General features: G+C 54.3%; 19 protein-coding genes. 5 read left to right on the top strand and 14 right to left on the bottom strand.

Features of this window, described 5'->3' with window-relative positions; genetic code table 11:
• The first annotated feature begins 128 nt into the window (after window positions 1-128).
• Entirely contained in the window at window positions 129-848 is a 720-nt protein-coding gene (gene envR / locus BM007_RS12090) for an acrEF/envCD operon transcriptional regulator (protein WP_024906312.1), read from the top strand.
• Here envR and BM007_RS12085 read toward each other — a convergent pair.
• From BM007_RS12085 to BM007_RS12020, 14 genes are all read right to left on the bottom strand, one after another.
• The gene (locus BM007_RS12085) at window positions 764-2845 is read right to left on the bottom strand and encodes a putative bifunctional diguanylate cyclase/phosphodiesterase (protein WP_090418917.1); all 2082 of its coding nucleotides are present in this window, start codon (window positions 2843-2845) and stop codon (window positions 764-766) included. The two genes, envR and BM007_RS12085, sit on opposite strands and share 85 nt — an antisense overlap.
• A 139-nt stretch (window positions 2846-2984) precedes the next feature.
• On the bottom strand, window positions 2985-3149 hold the full coding sequence (locus tag BM007_RS12080) for a DUF2556 family protein (protein WP_008502862.1): 165 nt from the start codon (window positions 3147-3149) through the stop codon (window positions 2985-2987).
• A gap of 177 nt (window positions 3150-3326) precedes the next feature.
• Window positions 3327-3623, bottom strand: coding sequence for a DNA-binding transcriptional regulator Fis (gene fis, locus BM007_RS12075; RefSeq protein WP_000462905.1), 297 nt, complete (start codon window positions 3621-3623; stop codon window positions 3327-3329).
• A 23-nt stretch (window positions 3624-3646) separates the two neighbouring features.
• Window positions 3647-4612, bottom strand: a complete 966-nt coding sequence (gene dusB / locus BM007_RS12070; protein ID WP_090418914.1) for a tRNA dihydrouridine synthase DusB — start codon at window positions 4610-4612, stop codon at window positions 3647-3649.
• Between the two features lie 330 nt (window positions 4613-4942).
• A complete protein-coding gene (locus BM007_RS12065; protein WP_090418911.1) occupies window positions 4943-5683 on the bottom strand; it encodes a carbonic anhydrase in 741 nt (246 codons plus the stop codon).
• Between the two features lie 128 nt (window positions 5684-5811).
• Window positions 5812-6693, bottom strand: a complete 882-nt coding sequence (prmA, locus tag BM007_RS12060; RefSeq protein WP_024906316.1) for a 50S ribosomal protein L11 methyltransferase — start codon at window positions 6691-6693, stop codon at window positions 5812-5814.
• 11 nt (window positions 6694-6704) lie between these two features.
• Window positions 6705-8156, bottom strand: coding sequence for a sodium/pantothenate symporter (gene panF, locus BM007_RS12055; RefSeq protein ID WP_090418908.1), 1452 nt, complete (start codon window positions 8154-8156; stop codon window positions 6705-6707).
• Complete coding sequence (locus BM007_RS12050; RefSeq protein ID WP_032650447.1) at window positions 8146-8388, bottom strand: YhdT family protein; 243 nt, start codon at window positions 8386-8388, stop codon at window positions 8146-8148. Before BM007_RS12050 ends, panF begins: the two co-directional genes overlap by 11 nt.
• 108 nt (window positions 8389-8496) lie before the next feature.
• Entirely contained in the window at window positions 8497-9846 is a 1350-nt protein-coding gene (gene accC / locus BM007_RS12045) for an acetyl-CoA carboxylase biotin carboxylase subunit (protein ID WP_024906319.1), read from the bottom strand.
• Window positions 9847-9856: 10 nt separating this feature from the next.
• A complete protein-coding gene (gene accB / locus BM007_RS12040) occupies window positions 9857-10318 on the bottom strand; it encodes an acetyl-CoA carboxylase biotin carboxyl carrier protein (protein WP_010436174.1) in 462 nt (153 codons plus the stop codon).
• A 21-nt stretch (window positions 10319-10339) separates the two neighbouring features.
• Complete coding sequence (aroQ, locus tag BM007_RS12035) at window positions 10340-10792, bottom strand: type II 3-dehydroquinate dehydratase (RefSeq protein ID WP_024906320.1); 453 nt, start codon at window positions 10790-10792, stop codon at window positions 10340-10342.
• Window positions 10793-11026: 234 nt separating this feature from the next.
• On the bottom strand, window positions 11027-11626 hold the full coding sequence (msrQ, locus tag BM007_RS12030) for a protein-methionine-sulfoxide reductase heme-binding subunit MsrQ (protein ID WP_024906321.1): 600 nt from the start codon (window positions 11624-11626) through the stop codon (window positions 11027-11029).
• Window positions 11627-12628, bottom strand: a complete 1002-nt coding sequence (gene msrP, locus BM007_RS12025; protein ID WP_023333641.1) for a protein-methionine-sulfoxide reductase catalytic subunit MsrP — start codon at window positions 12626-12628, stop codon at window positions 11627-11629.
• Between the two features lie 77 nt (window positions 12629-12705).
• Entirely contained in the window at window positions 12706-13680 is a 975-nt protein-coding gene (locus tag BM007_RS12020) for an acrylyl-CoA reductase (NADPH) (RefSeq protein WP_049123414.1), read from the bottom strand.
• 182 nt (window positions 13681-13862) lie between these two features.
• On the opposite strand from BM007_RS12020, the gene csrD reads away from it, so the two are divergent.
• From csrD to mreD, 4 genes are all read left to right on the top strand, one after another.
• Entirely contained in the window at window positions 13863-15803 is a 1941-nt protein-coding gene (gene csrD, locus BM007_RS12015; protein ID WP_090418905.1) for an RNase E specificity factor CsrD, read from the top strand.
• Between the two features lie 282 nt (window positions 15804-16085).
• The gene (gene mreB / locus BM007_RS12005; RefSeq protein WP_000913396.1) at window positions 16086-17129 is read left to right on the top strand and encodes a rod shape-determining protein MreB; all 1044 of its coding nucleotides are present in this window, start codon (window positions 16086-16088) and stop codon (window positions 17127-17129) included.
• Window positions 17130-17191: 62 nt separating this feature from the next.
• Window positions 17192-18208 carry a rod shape-determining protein MreC gene (gene mreC / locus BM007_RS12000; RefSeq protein WP_032650442.1) on the top strand — a complete coding sequence of 339 codons (1017 nt, stop codon included), beginning with the start codon at window positions 17192-17194 and terminating at the stop codon, window positions 18206-18208.
• The gene (gene mreD, locus BM007_RS11995) at window positions 18208-18696 is read left to right on the top strand and encodes a rod shape-determining protein MreD (RefSeq protein ID WP_023309399.1); all 489 of its coding nucleotides are present in this window, start codon (window positions 18208-18210) and stop codon (window positions 18694-18696) included. Before mreC ends, mreD begins: the two co-directional genes overlap by 1 nt.
• Window positions 18697-18698: the final 2 nt, after the last annotated feature.

Here is an 18698-nt window from a genome sequence, read left to right as displayed (position 1 = left end):
ATTTGTATTAATTATAAATTAAGAGAGGTGACTTTTTTTGTGCAAAATTAAAACGGATTTTAGTGAATACTTACATTTGCATGAACGCAATATTACCTTTAAACCTTGTGAGTAACGAGTAGTTGCCTATGGCGCGTAAAAAGAAAGAAGAGGCTCAACAAACCCGGCAGCAGCTGATTGAGGCGGCTATAGGACAGTTTGCGACGCGTGGCGTAGCCAGTACGACGCTGACGGATATCGCTGATGCTGCAAAGGTGACGCGCGGCGCGATCTACTGGCACTTCACCAGTAAATCAGAAATATTTAATGCCATCTGGGAACAGCAATTACCGCTTCGCGACATTATTCGTGACAGGCTTTCCCTTTCCGATAGCGACGACCCATTGTTAAAACTTCGTGAGCAATTTATTACTGCGCTGCAGTATATTGCCCGTGAACCCCGGCAATGTGCGCTTTTACAAATTCTGTATCATAAGTGTGAATTTAGCAGTGATATGATTTCAGAGCGTGAAATCAGAAACCGCATTGGATTCAATGATGACACGCTACGCGCCACGCTGGAGACCTGTATTTCGCAGAATATCATTTCGCCAAAGGTGAATGTTGATCTCACCTTGATTGTATTCCACGGTTTTTTTAGCGGAATAATTAAAAACTGGTTAATGAATAACGACAGTTTTAATCTTTATCAGCAGGCTCCCGCTCTGGTTGATAGCATACTGGCGACACTCCCTGTCATTCGCGTGTCGCCTGATGAGGATGCTTACAGCTCAGCGCCAGGTAACATTTCCCCTCGGGCACAAAGTGCTTCTATGGTCTGCGCGCTGGTGGGTTTACCTAACAGATAACCCTGAAGGGTGTTACAGCCCAGCTCGGTTAAAAAGGCTTGCTGTGCTTCGGTTTCTACACCCTCTGCCACGACTTTCAGGTTAAGCGTTTTGGCAAGGGCGACAATTGCTGAGACAATAGTGGCATCCTCGCTTTCGCCGCTGAGCTCTTTCACAAACGCCCTGTCGATTTTCAATTCACAGGCCGGTAACCGCTTGAGATACAGAAGGCTCGAATATCCGGTGCCAAAATCATCAATGGAGGCCTTCACGCCCGCATCCGTTAGCTCTGTCAGCACCCTTACGCTCTCATCAGGGTTGCTCATCGCCGTGGTTTCCGTCACTTCGAGGATCAACATTTCCGGTGGCACATGGTGAAGAGCCAGGCAGTCGAGAACCGTTTTCACCAGCGAAGGTTGTTCAAACTGCAGTGTCGACAGGTTTACCGCCATTGACCAGCTTTGATGCCCCTGAAGATGCCATTCCCGCAGCTGGCGACAGGCTTCATTAATCACCCAGTTGCCAATGGGGATGATCAGCCCCGTTTTTTCCGCCAGCGGCAGAAAAAGCTCCGGCGTCAGTAACCCCTGCTTAGGATGCTGCCAGCGCAATAACGCCTCGAATCCGAGGACAGGACCCGCGGGGGCGTGAAATTTTGGCTGATACAGCAGGCGCAGCTCATTGCGATCGATCGCCATCCACAGATCGTTCATTAACTGGAGATGGGTCTGCGCCAGGGTGTTCATAGAGGGCTGGAAAAAGTGGTAACCGTTACGGCCCATATGCTTCGTGTGATACATCGCCGCGTCGGCGTTAAACATCAGTTCACGCTCAGTTTTGCCGTCGTGAGGGTACAGTGCGATACCAATGCTGAGAGTCACCACCAGTTCATAGGGGCCGAGATTGAACGGGCTATCGATCGCGCGGACCAGCGAATTTGCCAGCGATGCCGCGTCGTCCGGACCTTCTCCCTCTGCCAGCAGAACAAACTCATCACCGCCGATACGTGCAAGGGTGAACTGGCCTTTCAGGAGAAGCAGCAGACGCTGCGTAACGGCGACCAGCAGCCTGTCACCAACATCATGGCCGTAGGCGTCATTGATGGCTTTAAAGCCGTCGAGATCCATGAACATCAGGGCAAAGTGATTCCCTTCACGATCGGCTTTGCTGATGGCCTGATCGAGTCTGTCTTCCAGCAGGATACGATTGGGCAGACGCGTCAGGGTATCGTGCAGCGCCAGTTGAGCGAGTTCCCGGTTAGCTTCTGCCAGCGACGAGGCCAGAAGGGCCGTACGTGCCTGAAGGCGGGCATCCAGCATCGACACCAGCAGGGTAATCCCAAGAATAGAGAGGGCGACAACGCTGACCAGCACCGCCAGGCAGCTCCCGTTAATCCCCTCATGATGAACCATTGTGGACATGGGAAACTGCGCCGCTTTCATCCCGGCATAGTGCATACCGGCAATGGCAATCCCCATCGTGATGGCGGCCCCCATGCGCATCAGCACGACCTGCGCGGCTTCGCGACGCAGGCGGAAGGTCAGCCATAGCGCCGCGAGAGAAGCGGCAAGCGCAATCGCGACCGAAATGGCCACCCAGACCTTGTCCCAGATAATCCCCGGCATCACTTCCAGCGCCGCCATGCCGGTGTAATGCATAGCAACAATACCGCTCCCCATCACCAGCGCGCCGGGCAGCAGTCGGCGCAGGCGTAATTGCTCGCAGCTCACGAGCCATAGCGCAAACAGTGATGAACCCACGGCGATGACCATGGATAACACCGTCAGGGTGGCGTTGTAGCTCATGCTCATGGAGAGGTCCATCGCCAGCATGCCGATAAAGTGCATGGCCCACACGCCAATACCCATTGCAATACCGCCGCCAGCCAGCCAGACGCGGGCAGCGACGCCCTCACTCCCGGCGACGCGTGCAGCCATGTTCAGCGCGGTATACGCCGCAAGGATGGCAACAACAAAGGAGAGGACGACAAGGATATGGTTGTATTGGCTGACCAGCATGGACGGTTCTACTCGAGTGTGGGGTTACGCTAGAGCGGTTGAGAAGGGCGAGACATTATCACCGTCAGGTAATGGCTCAAAGGGATTTAAATCCCCGTTTTTAGTGGGTAATAATGGTGTGATTTGCGCAATCGGGCGGTTAGTCGAGCTCGGAGCAGTTCACGAGTTTCAGCGGATTGACGGAGTTCATATTGCGACACTTATCGGTTTCGGTGCTCATCAGTTCAATCCACTGCATCAGGAGTGCATCGAAAATCAGAACGGAGATTGCAAAGACAACCAGCCACCAGTATTTACGAATCATTGTGTCATTCCGCGAGAAGAGCGCCAGTAGAGTGGGGGAAATATACACCAAAAGCGGCGGTTTTAAAGCGGGATAAGAGAAGGTTTACAAAGCGTTGACGGACTGAAGCAGGCAATAAAAAAGGCGCTTCCCCATGCCGAAGAGCGCCTTTTTAAACAAGCATTTAACTGATTAGTATCAGTTCATGCCGTATTTTTTCAGTTTCTTACGCAGAGTACCACGGTTGATACCCATCATCAGCGCAGCGCGGGTTTGGTTACCGCGGGTGTATTGCATCACCATGTCCAACAGTGGCTGTTCAACTTCAGCCAGTACCAGCTCATACAGGTCATTAACATCCTGACCGTTCAGTTGAGCAAAATAGTTCTTCAGTGCCTGTTTAACCGAGTCACGCAGGGGCTTTTGAGTTACCTGGTCCTGAGAGTTAACGGTAGAAACGGTCAGTACGTCAGAATTTACGCGTTGTTCGAACATAGTTCTGTCAGCTCTTTATTTCATTACGCAAGATTTTCGAAGTATGCCTCCAACGCCTCCAGCTGTTCGCTGGCATCCTCTATGGCGTTGAATGTGCGCCGAAACTGGTCATCTGGAGCGTGCTCCTGGAGATACCAGGAAACGTGTTTACGCGCAATTCGGTACCCTTTCGCCTGACCGTAGTGGTCATGCAGTTCCCGAACATGCGAACAAAGCAAGCGCTTAACCTCTGCCAGAGGCAGTGGAGCAAGCAGCTCTCCAGTGTCCAGATAATGCTGGATTTCCCGAAAGATCCAGGGTCTTCCCTGAGCGGCACGTCCTATCATCAGAGCATCAGCTCCCGTATAGTCGAGCACAGCTCTGGCTTTAAGCGGGTCAGTTATGTCGCCATTCGCGATAATCGGAATGGAAACTTTCTGCTTAACTGCCCGAATGCTGTCGTATTCAGCTTCACCGTTGAACAAACAGGCGCGCGTGCGTCCATGAATGGTCAGGGCCTGAATGCCACAGTCTTCGGCCAGTTGGGCAATCTCTACACAGTTACGGTGTTCCGGCGACCAACCCGTGCGAATCTTCAACGTAACAGGAACGTCCACTGCGCTGACAACCGCCGTCAGGATAGCTTTCACCTGGTCGGGGTATTGCAGAAGGGCTGAACCTGCAAGCTTGCGATTCACCTTTTTGGCCGGGCACCCCATATTGATATCAATAATCTGGGCACCACTTTCCACGTTAATCCGCGCGGCATCTGCCATCTCTTCAGGCACGCTTCCGGCAATTTGCACGGTGCGAATACCTGGTTCATCAACGTGCACCATCCGAAGGCGGGATTTATCGCTTTCCCAAACCTGCGGGTTAGACGACATCATCTCGGATACGGTTAAACCGGCTCCCATCTCATAGCACAGCGTCCTGAACGGCCGGTCTGTAATACCTGCCATAGGGGCTGCGATCAGGCGATTTCTAAGCTGGTGGTGTCCGATGCGCATGAGTTAAGAAATGACCATACTGTGACTGCAAGGCGGCGTATATTACGCATTTTTTGCACGAGATGAAAGGCCAAACTTTGAACAATCCACTGTTGTAGATCAAGGAATCGCCGCTCAATCTTTCCGTTCAAAATTATTCATTATTTAAATCATTATGTTATACGAGAATGGTTATTTTATAGTCGCTTACAATTTCCCGTCACTTCTCATCATTTCTGAATAAATGCTTCGATGAAGCGGGATAATCTGCTGTTTTTAGCAGCAGATTTCCCCACTTCTTTGCGATCTGCGTCGCATTTTAGAACATGATCGTCATGCGAAAAATGCGTCTTATTCGACCACAACGCGCCCGTGCAGCGACTGTACCGGACGGTTATTATCGTGATGCATGGTATGAGTAAATTTCTCAAGCTGTTCTGCTGAGAGGGTTAACGGCTGTTTGAGCACGATCCAGGTAACCCCTTCAGAACACGGTGGTGTGGTCAAAGAGCCGCTAAAGCGCCAGTAAGTTTTCACCTTTGGCAGCAGTTTGTTCAGGTTGAGATCCTTCTCAATAGATACATTCTGTTCAGCCTGCTGAGGCATCATACTCCACAGCTTTTCCAGCTCGGGATTCGCAGCACCTTTATCAAACATGACGGCCACCACTGCCAGCTCACCCGCGCTGTTTTTATGTACCAGATGCATCTCCATCGCGTACTTTTTGCCGTGCACGGTGTTTTCGCTCGGCGCATGGAAGTGGAACTGCTGTAGCGTCCAGGTTTGCTTGTCCAGGGTTATCGTGTTGCGGGTATCTGCTTTTTCGCTGGCCTGAATGGTATGGCCATTGTTTGTCAGCCCGACAGGGCCATCAATGTAGTGTGTTTTAAGTGGAGGGAGATGGGCGTTAGCGGTCGAATCAATATTAATCGGAGACTGGTTCATCCCGCTTTGACAGGTCTTGTATGCCTCGTCCAGCTCGCCCCAGTGTTCCGGCGAACCTTCCCCTTCGTAGCTCCAGTGTGATGCGAATGCTGAAGCCGAAACCATGCTCAGCGCCAGCAGCGCTGCCTTGCCTGTAATGTGTTTCATCATATTCTTCCGGTGAATTTTTATAATACAAATCAACATGATTTGTGTGGTTATTTTACCGAAGAATGGCAAAGGGAGAGAGAATAATCAGAGGGTGAAAGGCGTGGTCAGATGACCACGCCAAATGCTTATTTTTTACGGCCGGTGATGCGGCACCACTCTTCTTTCTCAACCACCGGGTCGAGGGTGAAAAGATCGGCGTAGGCTTCACACACGCTGTCGGCCTGGCTCGCCAGAATACCGGAAAGCCCCAGCAGACCGCCCTCAACGGGCAGCACGCTGATTAACGGGGCCAGCTCGCGCAGTGGGCCCGCCAGAATGTTTGCGACCACCACATCGGCTTTCATGGCGTCTGGCTGCGCATCCGGCAGATACAGCTCCAGACGATCGGACACGCCGTTACGCTCGGCATTATCGCGGCTGGCCTGAATCGCCTGCGGATCGATATCGATCCCGATGGCTTTAGCTGCGCCCAGTTTCAGGGCGGCAATCGCGAGGATCCCGGAACCACAGCCGAAGTCGATCACCGTCTTACCGTCCAGATCGAGACCATCCAGCCACTGCAGGCACAGGGATGTGGTTGGGTGAGTGCCGGTACCAAATGCAAGGCCCGGGTCGAGCATCACGTTGACCGCATTCTCGTCCGGGACGTCGCGCCAGCTTGGGCAGATCCACAGACGCTTGCCGAACTGCATCGGGTGGAAGTTATCCATCCACTCGCGTTCCCAGTCTTTATCCTCCAGCTGTTCGATTTTGTGCACAAAACCCGCGCCCAGCAGAGGATGGTTTTCCAGAATCGCGACAACCTCTTTCATATCGGTTTCGGCATCAAACAGGCCAATAACGTCGGTATCGCCCCACAGGCGGGTTTCGCCCGGCAGCGGCTCAAAGACCGGCGTGTCATGCGTGTCCTGGAAGGTGATAGAGACCGAACCGGCCTCCATCAGCGCATCGCTCAGTTCCTCGGCGTTAGCGCCGGTTGTGTTCAGTTTTAGTTGGATCCACGGCATGGCAAAACTCTTTATTTATCAGTAGAAATCATAGCGGGTTGTGGGACAGGCTGACCGAAACGGTTCCCCACCACAAACGCCAGTAAACTTAGCAGTAACGAAGGCACAATCGGATGGAAGCCCAGGTACTGAATCTTAAACGTTGCGAGGACGGCATACAGCACACCGCCGACGATCATGCCGCTCAGCGCGCCCGCCGCGTTTGCGCGTTCCCAGTAGAGCCCTAACACCAGCGGCCACAGGAATACCGCTTCCAGCCCACCAAATGCCAGCAGGTTCAGCCAGATGATCATCTCCGGCGGACGCCATGCGGCGAGCATCATTAGAATACCGAGCACCAGCGTGGTCCAGGTTGAGATGCGTTTCAGCTTCTGCTCATTATGCATTTTAGCCGGACGCGCGCTAAGCCACAGATCTTTGATAATGGTGGCGGAAGCCTGAAGCAGGTGCGCGTTAACGTTGGACATGATGGCCGCCATCGGTGCAGCAAGGAATAAACCTGCGGCCCACGGCGGCAGAACCTGCACCATCAGCGTTGGGATCACCTGATCCGGCACGGTCAGGTGAGGTAATACAGCTCGACCCAGCGCGCCCGCCAGATGCATGCCCAACATCAGAAGGGCGACAATGACGGTACCAATCACAATCCCGCGGTGAACGGCTTTGCTGTCTTTATAGGAGATACAGCGCACGGCGGTGTGCGGCAGACCGATAACCCCAAAGCAAACCAGCACCCAGAAGGAGGTCATAAACGCGGGCGTCAGGATATCGTCAGCACCATGAGGGCTGACCAGCTTAGGATCGATCTGTTCCAGCGTTTGCACTGCATTGTGTAACCCGCCGGCCGCGTAGATGACGCCAACCAGCAGCACAAGAGTACCTATCAGCATCACCATGCCCTGCATGGTGTCGTTCAGCACGCTGGCGCGGAAACCGCCAAACGCGGTGTACAGCGCAATCGTGATCCCGAAGATGAGCAGCCCGGTCTCGTACTTAATACCCGCTGCCGTTTCCAGCAGGCGCGCGCCGCCAATAAACTGAACGGCAATGGCGCCGACGAAGGCGACAATCAGGCTGATACTGGCAATCCAGACCACCGCGCGGCTCTGATAACGCGCCTGCAGCATGTCGTTCAGCGTAATGGCGTTATAGCGGCGAGCGAGTATGGCAAATTTTTTGCCCAGAATACCCAGTGACAGCCAAATCGTGGGCACCTGAATCATGGCCAGCAATACCCAGCCCAGGCCGTATTTGTATGCGGCTCCCGGCCCGCCGATAAACGAACTGGCGCTCACGTAGGTGGCGGTCAGCGTCATCGCCAGCACAAACCCGCCCATGGAACGGCTGCCGAGGAAATATTCACTCAGGAACGATCCGGTACTGCGTTTGCGCATGGCATAGAAAGATAGGCCAAATACCACGATCAAATAGACAACCAGTACGGTGATGATTTCAGTTTGCATCACTGTCCTCCAGCGGGAAATCGCGGAAGATAAAGCGCACCATCAGCCAGCTGAGCAAAATAAAAATCAACGGTACCAGCAGACACGCCATTTCAAACCAGTGCGGCAGGCCGGTTATGCCGGATGCTGAATTCGGTAAGTAAGCAGTTACTAACCATGCGGCGAGATAGAGAAGGGTCAGCCACAGCGCCCAGCGCGCTTCTTTATGGGCCTGAACAAAACGTTTGTCCATTTTTTGTCCCTTGTGGATGAAGAAAGCGGGGATTGTACATGATGAGGCTTTCCAGGCCCCAGAAATAAAAAAGGCCGGATAATCCGGCCTTTTCGTGTGCGCGCAGTCTTACTTCTCGTTAAGACCGAGTTTCTTCTCGAGATAGTGGATGTTGGTTCCACCATTCTGGAAGTGCTCGTCGCTCATAATGCGCATCTGCAGATCAACGTTGGTTTTGATACCGTCGATGATCAGCTCCTGCAGGGCGTTCTTCATGCGGGCAATCGCCACGTCACGGTTTTCGCCGTAGCAGATGAGCTTGCCGATCATTGAGTCATAGTACGGCGGTACGGTGTAACCGGCGTAGATATGAGATTCCCAACGCACGCCAAAGCCGCCCGGCGCGTGGAAACGCGTGATTTTACCCGGGCTTGGCAGGAAGGTGTTCGGGTCTTCGGCGTTGATACGACACTCGATCGCATGGCCTTTCACCACAACTTCTTCCTGCTTGATGGACAGCGGCTGACCGGCTGCGATACGCAGCTGTTCTTTGATCAGGTCAACGCCGGTGATCATTTCGGTAACCGGGTGTTCAACCTGAATACGGGTGTTCATTTCGATGAAATAGAACTCGCCGTTTTCGAACAGGAACTCAAAGGTACCCGCCCCGCGATAGCCGATATCGACACACGCTTTGGCGCAACGCTCGCCGATGTAGCGACGCAGTTCCGGGGTAATACCCGGTGCTGGCGCCTCTTCGACCACTTTCTGGTGACGACGCTGCATGGAGCAGTCACGTTCTGCCAGATAGATCGCGTTACCCTGACCGTCAGCCAGCACCTGAATTTCGATGTGGCGTGGGTTTTCCAGGTATTTTTCCATGTATACCATGTCATTGCTGAAAGCGGCTTTCGCTTCAGCTTTGGTCATGGAGATGGACTGCGCCAGGTCAGCATCGCTGCGCACAACGCGCATACCGCGACCGCCGCCGCCGCCGGACGCCTTGATGATAACCGGGTAGCCAATGCGTTTAGCATGAGCACGGTTAGCATCCATGTCGTCGGTCAGAGGGCCGTCAGAGCCTGGTACGGTTGGCACACCGGCTTTTTTCATCGCGGTGATTGCAGACACTTTGTCGCCCATCAGGCGGATGGTGTCGGCTTTCGGGCCGATGAAGATGAAGCCAGAGCGTTCAACCTGCTCAGCAAAGTTGGCGTTCTCAGAGAGGAAGCCGTAACCCGGATGAATTGCCACCGCGCCGGTGATTTCAGCGGCGCTGATGATAGCCGGGATGTTCAGATAGCTTTTTACGGACGGAGCCGGGCCAATACAGACCGTCTCATCCGCCAGCAATACGTGTTTTAAATCGCGATCCGCGCTTGAGTGCACCGCGACGGTCTTGATGCCCAGTTCTTTACAGGCACGAAGAATACGCAGTGCGATCTCGCCGCGGTTGGCGATAACAATTTTATCCAGCATGTACGCCTCGTTACTCGATGACGACCAGCGGCTCGTCAAATTCAACCGGCTGACCACTTTCGACCAGAATCGCTTTCACAGTACCTGATTTGTCTGCTTCGATCTGGTTCATCATTTTCATCGCTTCAACGATGCACAGGGTATCGCCTACGTTGACTTTCTGACCCACTTCGATGAACGCCTTCGCGTCCGGGCTCGGGGTGCGGTAGAAAGTACCAACCATTGGGGAACGTACGATGTGACCACTGATTTCTGCTGCAGCGGCAGGTGCGGCTTCAGCTGCTGGCGCAACGGCTGCGGAGAGCGCAGGCTGCTGCACTGGCGCAGCATAAGCCTGCTGCATTACCGGGAAGCTAGCGGCTGGGGCTGCACGGCTGATGCGTACAGACTCTTCGCCTTCAGAAATTTCCAGTTCGGAGATGCCTGATTCTTCAACCAGCTCGATCAGTTTTTTAATCTTACGAATATCCATGAGTGGGTTCCGTACTCTTGTTTAGTGTGATTGTGACAAGCGTTTTACCGCTGTCTGTAAAGCGTATGAATAGCCGTCTGCGCCCAGTCCACAGATAACGCCAGCAGCGATATCTGACAGATACGAATGGTGGCGGAACGGCTCTCGGGCGTGCACGTTACTCAGGTGGATCTCGATAAACGGGATACTCACCGCGAGCAGTGCGTCGCGGATAGCAACACTGGTGTGCGTAAACGCGGCCGGATTGATCAGGATATAGTCCACATTGTCTTTAGCCTGATGAATACGGTCGATGATTGCGTACTCCGCATTCGACTGAAAATGATCCAAATCCACATTCAGTGACGCTGCTTCCGTTCCCAGACGGTTAACAATTTCACTCAATGTCAGCGTGCCGTACTTCTCTGGCTCACGGGTTCCGAGCATGTTCAGGTTCGGTCCGTTCAAAACTAAGATATGGAACTTATCAGTCATTATGCCGCTATCTCCTGCGATTTTCGGGTAAAAAACAAAATATACCTTCGAAACGCAAATGTCACCTTTTCAGAGGCTTAAAACCGCTGTCAGGCGAACCAAGGTCGCACATTATAACGATTTCGTAGCATTTAGCAGCTAAATACTGGTCTTATCAGGGAAGATTATCAACCGCTATCCGAAAAAGATTTGCGGTTGACGGGGAATATGCGGGAAAACGCACAGTTTCGCCAACTATCGCAACCACTGGCGGAACTTCTTGTAACGCCATGCTAAAAGCGCCACGGCGGCCAGTGCGTACAGGACCGGCTGCGGGGAGAGGATCTTCACCGACCACAGGTAATGAATGGGGGCGAGGATCGCGACAAGATAGACGAAGTTGTGCAGCAGCTGCCAGCGCCTGCCCAGTTTTCGCTGCGCATATTGCGTGGAGGTCAGCGCTAACGCCAGTAAAATCACCCAGCTCACAATACCCAGCGTCAGATAAGGGCGTGTCACCAGTTCGCGGCCAAGCAGTGCCAGATTGTTAATTCCCAGTTCCAGCAGGGCATAGCTGGTGAGGTGCAGCGTCGCCCAGGCAAAGCACCATAGCCCTAACAGCCGACGGGTGCGTATCAATAGTGGCTGTTTAGCGTAGCGCGCCAGCGGCGAGACGAGCAAGGTGGCCAGCAAAAATTTCAGAGCCATCCGACCGGTAAAATGCTGGATATCCTTGGCCGGGTCTGCGCTAAAGAGACCCTGGCTGGCGGCCCAGAACAGCCATATAAAAGGAAGTAACCCGGCCAGGTGCAGCAGCACTTTCAGCCAGGTAATCTGTTTTGCCGTTAAACGCACTCAGAAGTTCTCCCGTAAATTGAGGCCACGGTACAGCGAGGCCACTTCATCCGCATAGCCGTTAAACAGCAACGTGGGCTGACGCTTCACGTCCAGCGCACCGCCGGAACCGATAAACCGCTCGGTTGCCTGCGACCAGCGCGGGTGATCCACATGCGGGTTCACGTTGGCGAAGAAACCGTATTCGTTCGGAGCCGCCAGATTCCAGGTGGTGGGCGGACGCTCGCGGGTGAGCTTAATGCTGACGATGGACTTAATTCCTTTGAAACCGTATTTCCACGGTACGGTTAAACGGATGGGGGCACCGTTCTGCGGCGGAAGCGCCTTGCCGTACACGCCGACGGTCAGCAGGGTAAGCGGGTGCATCGCCTCATCGAGACGTAGCCCTTCCACATACGGATACTCAAGCCCGCCGCCGATAAACCGGTCTTTTTGTCCTGGCATCTCGTCCGGCGCATAGCGCGTCTGGAAAGCGACATATTTTGCGTTGCTGGTGGGCTCAACCATCGCCAGCAGTTTATGCAGCGGGAAGCCGACCCACGGCACCACCATCGACCAGGCCTCCACGCAGCGCATGCGGTAGATACGCTCTTCGAGCGGGAAACGGGTGGTCAGATCGTGATGATCCAGCGTCAGAGGTTTCGCCACTTCGCCATCAATCTTCAGCGTCCACGGATCGGTTTTGAGGCTACCGGCGTTGGCGGCAGGATCGGCCTTGTCGAGACCAAATTCGTAGAAGTTGTTGTAGCCGGTGACTTTATCTTCTGGCGTCAGCGTCAGTTTATTTTGCCATTGGGCGGGTTTCGTAAAGGTGAGCGGGGCGCCGGAAGGGGCCTTCGGCCGATCGTTGCCTTTAAACCAGTCGAGCAGGTCGGCGTGTGCCGCCGGAGAGAGCGTCAGGGCTGTGGCGCTGATGCCAAGCATTTTCAGGATCTGGCGGCGCTGTAACATAAAGACAGACTCGGACGTTACGTCGGCTTCCGTCAGTTTTCGGTTTTTCATGGCATCCTCCGTCATGCGTTTTCCTAAGCATGACGGAGGAGAGGGATTCGCGCGAATATGTCACGAAAATTTGAAGATTAGGCGATTTTCACCAGCGCACGACCTTGGAACTGGTTGTCCATGATCTTACTGGCATAGTCCGGTGCCTGGCTGAGCGTAATCTCCGTTGCGCTCCGGGTGTAGAAGGATTCCGGCAGATCGCGTACCAGACGTTCCCATGCCTGCGTACGGCGAGCCGCTGGGGTCATCACGGAATCCACACCCTGCAGGCGGACGTTACGCAAAATAAATGGCATCACGGTGGTGGGCAGGGCAAATCCGCCCGCCAGTCCGCATGCTGCCACGCAGCCGCCGTAGTTCATCTGCGCCAGGACTTTTGCCAGCACTTTATCACCGACGGTATCCACCGCGCCTGCCCAGACCTGTTTTTCCAGTGGACGGGTTTCGGCGAATTCGTCACGGCTGAGAATGCGGCTGGCCCCGAGCTGGCGCAGGTAATCGTGGGTGCTTTCGCGGCCCGACACCGCCGCGACCTGATAGCCCAGCTTGTGCAGCAGCGTGACTGCAGTGCTGCCCACGCCGCCGCTGGCACCGGTGACGACAATTTCACCCGACTCAGGGCGGATGCCCGCCTCTTCCAGCGCCATCACACACAGCATGGCGGTAAAGCCTGCCGTACCGACGATCATCGCCTTGCGGCCATCCATGCCTTTCGGCATTGGCACCAGCCAGTCGCCCTTCACGCGCGCCTGCGTTGCCAGCCCGCCCCAGTGATTTTCACCTACGCCCCAGCCGGTGAGCAGCACCTGCTGGCCCGGGTGGAAGCGCGGATCCTCGCTGGTATGAACCCGGCCCGCGAAATCAATCCCCGGCACCATAGGGAAATTTCGGATGATTTTACCCTTACCGGTAATCGCCAGCGCATCTTTATAATTTAAACTGGACCAGTCGATGTCGACGGTTACTTCGCCTTCCGGCAGGCGACTCTCTTCAACCGCCTGCACTGAGGCAAGCGTTTTGCCGTCCTGCTGTTCTAAGATCAAAGCCTGCATACGGGGTCCTCTCGACTCAGATGATTGGAAAATAATTTCTGAAGACTATACTCGCTCAGGGAAACGCAATGCCGATTTAACGCAATAAATTGCCAGATACACTCGATTTGGTAGTATGCCGCATTTGGAATGCAAGTTAGCGCTTACTCGCTACCCCATCAACCCACGGAGTAATCTCAAGGATGCGATTAACGACGAAGTTCTCGGCTTTTATCACCTTGCTGACGGGGCTTACAATTTTTGTCACGCTTATGGGCTGCTCCCTGAGCTTTTACACCGCCATTCAGGACAAGCTGGTTAACCGGGTACAGTCTGTTGCATCGGTGATTGATGCGCGTCTGCTGACGACACCGCTACCGGCGCTCTCCCGTGAGCTCGATGAGTTGATGGTACCTGTTGATATTGTTCAGATCGACATTCTGCAGGGAAAGCATCGTGTTTTAAGCCACGAACGGCCGGGAAGCTACCGCCCCGCGGGCGTGGTGAGCCAGTATCGGGAAGTGACGGTGCATTCCCTGAAAAATCCGGGGATGACCATACACATGGTCTACCTCGATCCGATGGCGAGCTATTTTCGTTCAATGATGACCACCGCACCGCTCACTGTCGCCGTTGCGTTTATCGTCCTGCTGATCTTTCTCGCGGTCCGCTGGCTGCGCCGACAGCTCTCCGGCCAGGAGCTGCTGGAGATGCGCTCCGTGCGGATCCTTAACGGTGAACGCGGTCCGCAGGTGCGTGGCTCGGTCCATGAGTGGCCGTCACGCGCCAGCAGCGCGCTGGATACGCTGCTCTCGGAAATCCAGTTTGCCAGCGACCAGCGCAGCCGAATGGATACGCTGATTCGCTCTTATGCCGCCCAGGATAATAAAACTGGCCTTAACAACCGTCTTTTCTTTGATAATCAACTCGCGACGCTGCTCGACGATTCAGAAAAAGTGGGGACACACGGGGTGGTGATGATGATTCGCCTGCCCGATTTCGATCTCCTGCGCGATACCTGGGGACAGCGGGCTGCGGAAGAAAATCTCTTTACGCTGATCAACCTGCTCTCCACCTTTATTATGCGCTACCCGGGCGCGCTGCTGGCCCGCTATCACCGCAGCGACTTTGCCGTATTGTTGCCTCATCGTACGCTGAAAGAGTCGGAAAGCATCGCCAGCCAGCTGTTGAAGGCGGTGGATGCGCTGCCGCAGAGCAAAATGCTCGACAGGGACGATATGGTCCACATGGGGATCTGCGCCTGGCGTGGCGGACAATCCACAGAACAGGTGATGGAACATGCGGAAGCGGCCACCCGCAACGCCGTGTTGCAGGGGGCGAACGGATGGGCGGTTTATGACGACTCGCTGCCGGAAAAAGGGCGTGGCAACGTGCGCTGGCGTACTTTGATTGAGCAAATGCTTAGCCGCGGTGGACCACGTATTTATCAAAAACCCGCGGTCATGAAAAACGGCAACGTTCATCACCGCGAGCTGATGTGTCGTATTTTTGACGGTACGGAAGAGGTTATCTCGGCGGAATATCTGCCGATGGTCCTGCAATTTGGCCTGTCCGAAGAGTATGACCGCCAGCAAATTACCCGATTGATTCCGTTTTTATCTTTTTGGCCTGAAGAAAGTCTGGCATTACAGGTTACCGTTGAGTCATTAATACGCCCACGTTTTCAGCGCTGGCTGCGTGATACATTAATGCAATGCGAAAAATCGCAACGCAAACACATTATTTTTGAACTTGCTGAGGCCGACGTAGGTCAACACATCAGCCGGTTACGTCCGGTGGTTCGTTTGATCAATGCGCTCGGTGCGCGTGTGGCGGTGACGCAGGCAGGCTTAACGCTGGTCAGTACCAACTGGATCAAGGAGCTGGATGTAGAATTATTAAAGCTACATCCGGGGCTGGTAAGGAATATTGAGAAGCGTACGGAAAACCAGCTGCTGGTACAGAGTCTGGTAGAAGCATGCAAGGGAACGCGAACACAAGTATTTGCCACGGGCGTGCGCTCCAGAGGTGAATGGCAGATGTTAACAGAGCGCGGTGTAATGGGTGGTCAGGGGGATTTTTTTGCTGCCTCTCAACCGCTTGACACCAACGTGAAAAAATATTTGCAAAGATACTCTGTTTGACCTGCCGTTTACGCTGTTTTCACGTAGAATATCGCGCCTGTAGCTTTGAGTATGTCGAGCAAAAAGCCAGTGAACGACCTATAACGGGTTACAAACGTCAGTGGGGAACGCTACTGTTTACTCAGCCCTGAGGGAGTCAGGGGATGATTTTGTAACATCAGGAAACGTACTGCACAAATTTTCACCGTTGCAGATGATTTTTGCGCCTTGTCGCTGCTGCGTGTGGTTGGTAAAGTAAGCGGATTTTGTTTTCCGCCCCAGCTTTCAGGATTATCCCTTAGTATGTTGAAAAAATTTCGTGGCATGTTTTCCAATGACCTGTCCATTGACCTGGGTACCGCGAATACCCTTATTTATGTAAAAGGACAAGGCATCGTATTGAATGAGCCTTCTGTTGTGGCCATTCGTCAGGATCGTGCAGGCTCGCCGAAAAGCGTGGCCGCAGTGGGTCATGACGCGAAGCAGATGCTGGGTCGTACCCCTGGCAACATCGCCGCCATTCGCCCAATGAAAGACGGCGTTATCGCCGACTTCTTCGTGACTGAAAAAATGCTTCAGCACTTCATCAAGCAGGTTCACAGCAACAGCTTCATGCGCCCAAGCCCGCGTGTTCTGGTGTGTGTGCCGGTTGGTGCAACCCAGGTAGAGCGTCGCGCAATCCGTGAATCTGCCCAGGGCGCAGGTGCGCGTGAAGTGTTCCTGATTGAAGAGCCAATGGCGGCGGCCATCGGTGCTGGCCTGCCTGTGTCTGAAGCGACCGGTTCCATGGTGGTGGATATCGGTGGTGGTACCACTGAAGTGGCCGTTATCTCTCTGAACGGCGTGGTGTACTCCTCTTCCGTACGTATCGGTGGTGACCGCTTCGACGAAGCCATCATTAATTATGTACGCCGTAACTACGGCTCTCTGATCGGTGAAGCCACCGCAGAGCGTATCAAACACGAAATCGGCTCTGCGTATCCGGGCGATGAAGTGCGTGAGATCGAAGTACGTGGCCGTAACCTGGCTGAAGGTGTGCCACGCGGTTTCACCCTGAACTCCAACGAAATTCTGGAAGCACTGCAGGAACCACTGACGGGTATCGTGAGCGCGGTAATGGTCGCGCTGGAACAGTGCCCACCAGAGCTGGCGTCCGATATCTCCGAGCGCGGTATGGTTCTGACCGGTGGTGGTGCGCTGCTGCGTAACCTCGACCGCCTGTTAATGGAAGAGACAGGTATTCCTGTCGTAGTTGCAGAAGATCCACTGACTTGCGTCGCCCGTGGTGGTGGCAAGGCGCTGGAAATGATCGACATGCACGGCGGCGATTTGTTCAGCGAAGAGTAGTCGAGTTTGAGAGGGTAGCAATTTGCTACCCTTTCTCTCTGACGCGAGAATACGCATAGCCTATGAAGCCAATTTTTAGCCGTGGCCCATCGCTACAGTTTCGCCTCATTCTGGCGGTTCTGGTTGCGCTTGGGGTCATTATTGCCGATAGCCGCCTCGGTACGTTCAGCCAGATCCGAACGTACATGGATACCGCCGTCAGTCCTTTCTACTTTATATCCAATGGTCCCCGTGAATTGCTCGACTCCGTTTCTCAAACGCTGTCTTCACGTGACCAACTCGAACTCGAAAACCGGGCATTACGTCAGGAACTGTTGCTGAAAAACAGTGAACTGCTGATGCTGGGGCAATACAAGCAGGAAAATGCGCGTCTGCGTGAACTGCTCGGCTCGCCGCTGCGTCAGGATGAGCAGAAAATGGTCACGCAGGTGATCTCCACCGTGAACGACCCCTACAGCGATCAGGTTGTGATCGACAAAGGGAGCGTGAACGGGGTGTATGAAGGTCAGCCTGTTATCAGTGATAAAGGCGTCGTGGGCCAGGTGGTTGCCGTGGCCAAGCTGACCAGCCGCGTGCTGCTGATTTGCGATGCCACGCATGCGCTGCCGATCCAGGTCCTGCGTAACGACATCCGCGTGATTGCGGCCGGTAATGGCTGTACGGACGACCTGCAGCTGGAACACCTGCCAGCTAACACGGATATCCGCGTGGGTGACGTCCTGGTGACCTCCGGTCTGGGCGGACGCTTCCCTGAGGGCTATCCGGTTGCGGTGGTTTCTTCAGTGAAGCTGGATACGCAGCGTGCCTATACCGTAATTCAGGCGCGTCCAACCGCCGGTTTGCAGCGTCTGCGCTATCTGCTGCTGCTGTGGGGCGCCGATCGTAACGGTGCTAACCCGATGACGCCTGAAGAGGTGCATCGCGTGGCAAATGAGCGCCTGATGCAGATGATGCCGCAGGTTCTCCCGCCTGCGGATTCCATGGGGCCACCTGCGCCAGTCCCGGCGCCGGCAACCGGGTTAACGCAGCCGCTGCCGGATGCGCCGCCACCGCCTAAACTCTCTTCGGGAGGGCAGTAGTGGCAAGCTATCGTAGCCAGGGACGCTGGGTCATCTGGCTCTCGTTTCTCATTGCACTGTTGCTGCAAGTGATGCCCTGGCCGGATGACATTCTCGTTTTCCGGCCAAACTGGGTATTGCTCATTTTGCTCTACTGGATCCTTGCCCTGCCGCATCGCGTAAATGTCGGCACAGGTTTCGTGATGGGTGCCATACTGGATCTCATTAGCGGCTCTACGCTTGGCGTGCGCGCCTTGTCCATGAGCATTATTGCGTACCTCGTCGCACTCAAATTCCAGCTCTTCCGTAACCTTGCGCTCTGGCAACAGGCCCTGGTGGTGATGCTATTGTCGCTCGCTGCGGATATCGTTGTTTTCTGGGCAGAGTTTTTAGTGATCAACGTCTCTTTCCGACCGGAAGTGTTCTGGAGTAGTGTAGTAAACGGTGTGCTCTGGCCATGGTTATTCCTGCTGATGCGTAAGGTTCGCCAGCAGTTTGCTGTGCAATAAAA

The organism is Enterobacter sp. NFIX59 (assembly GCF_900113755.1).
Lineage (GTDB): Bacteria > Pseudomonadota > Gammaproteobacteria > Enterobacterales > Enterobacteriaceae > Enterobacter > Enterobacter pseudoroggenkampii.
Note: the sequence above shows the minus strand (reverse complement) of the source record. Positions and strands in the feature narration are given on the sequence as shown.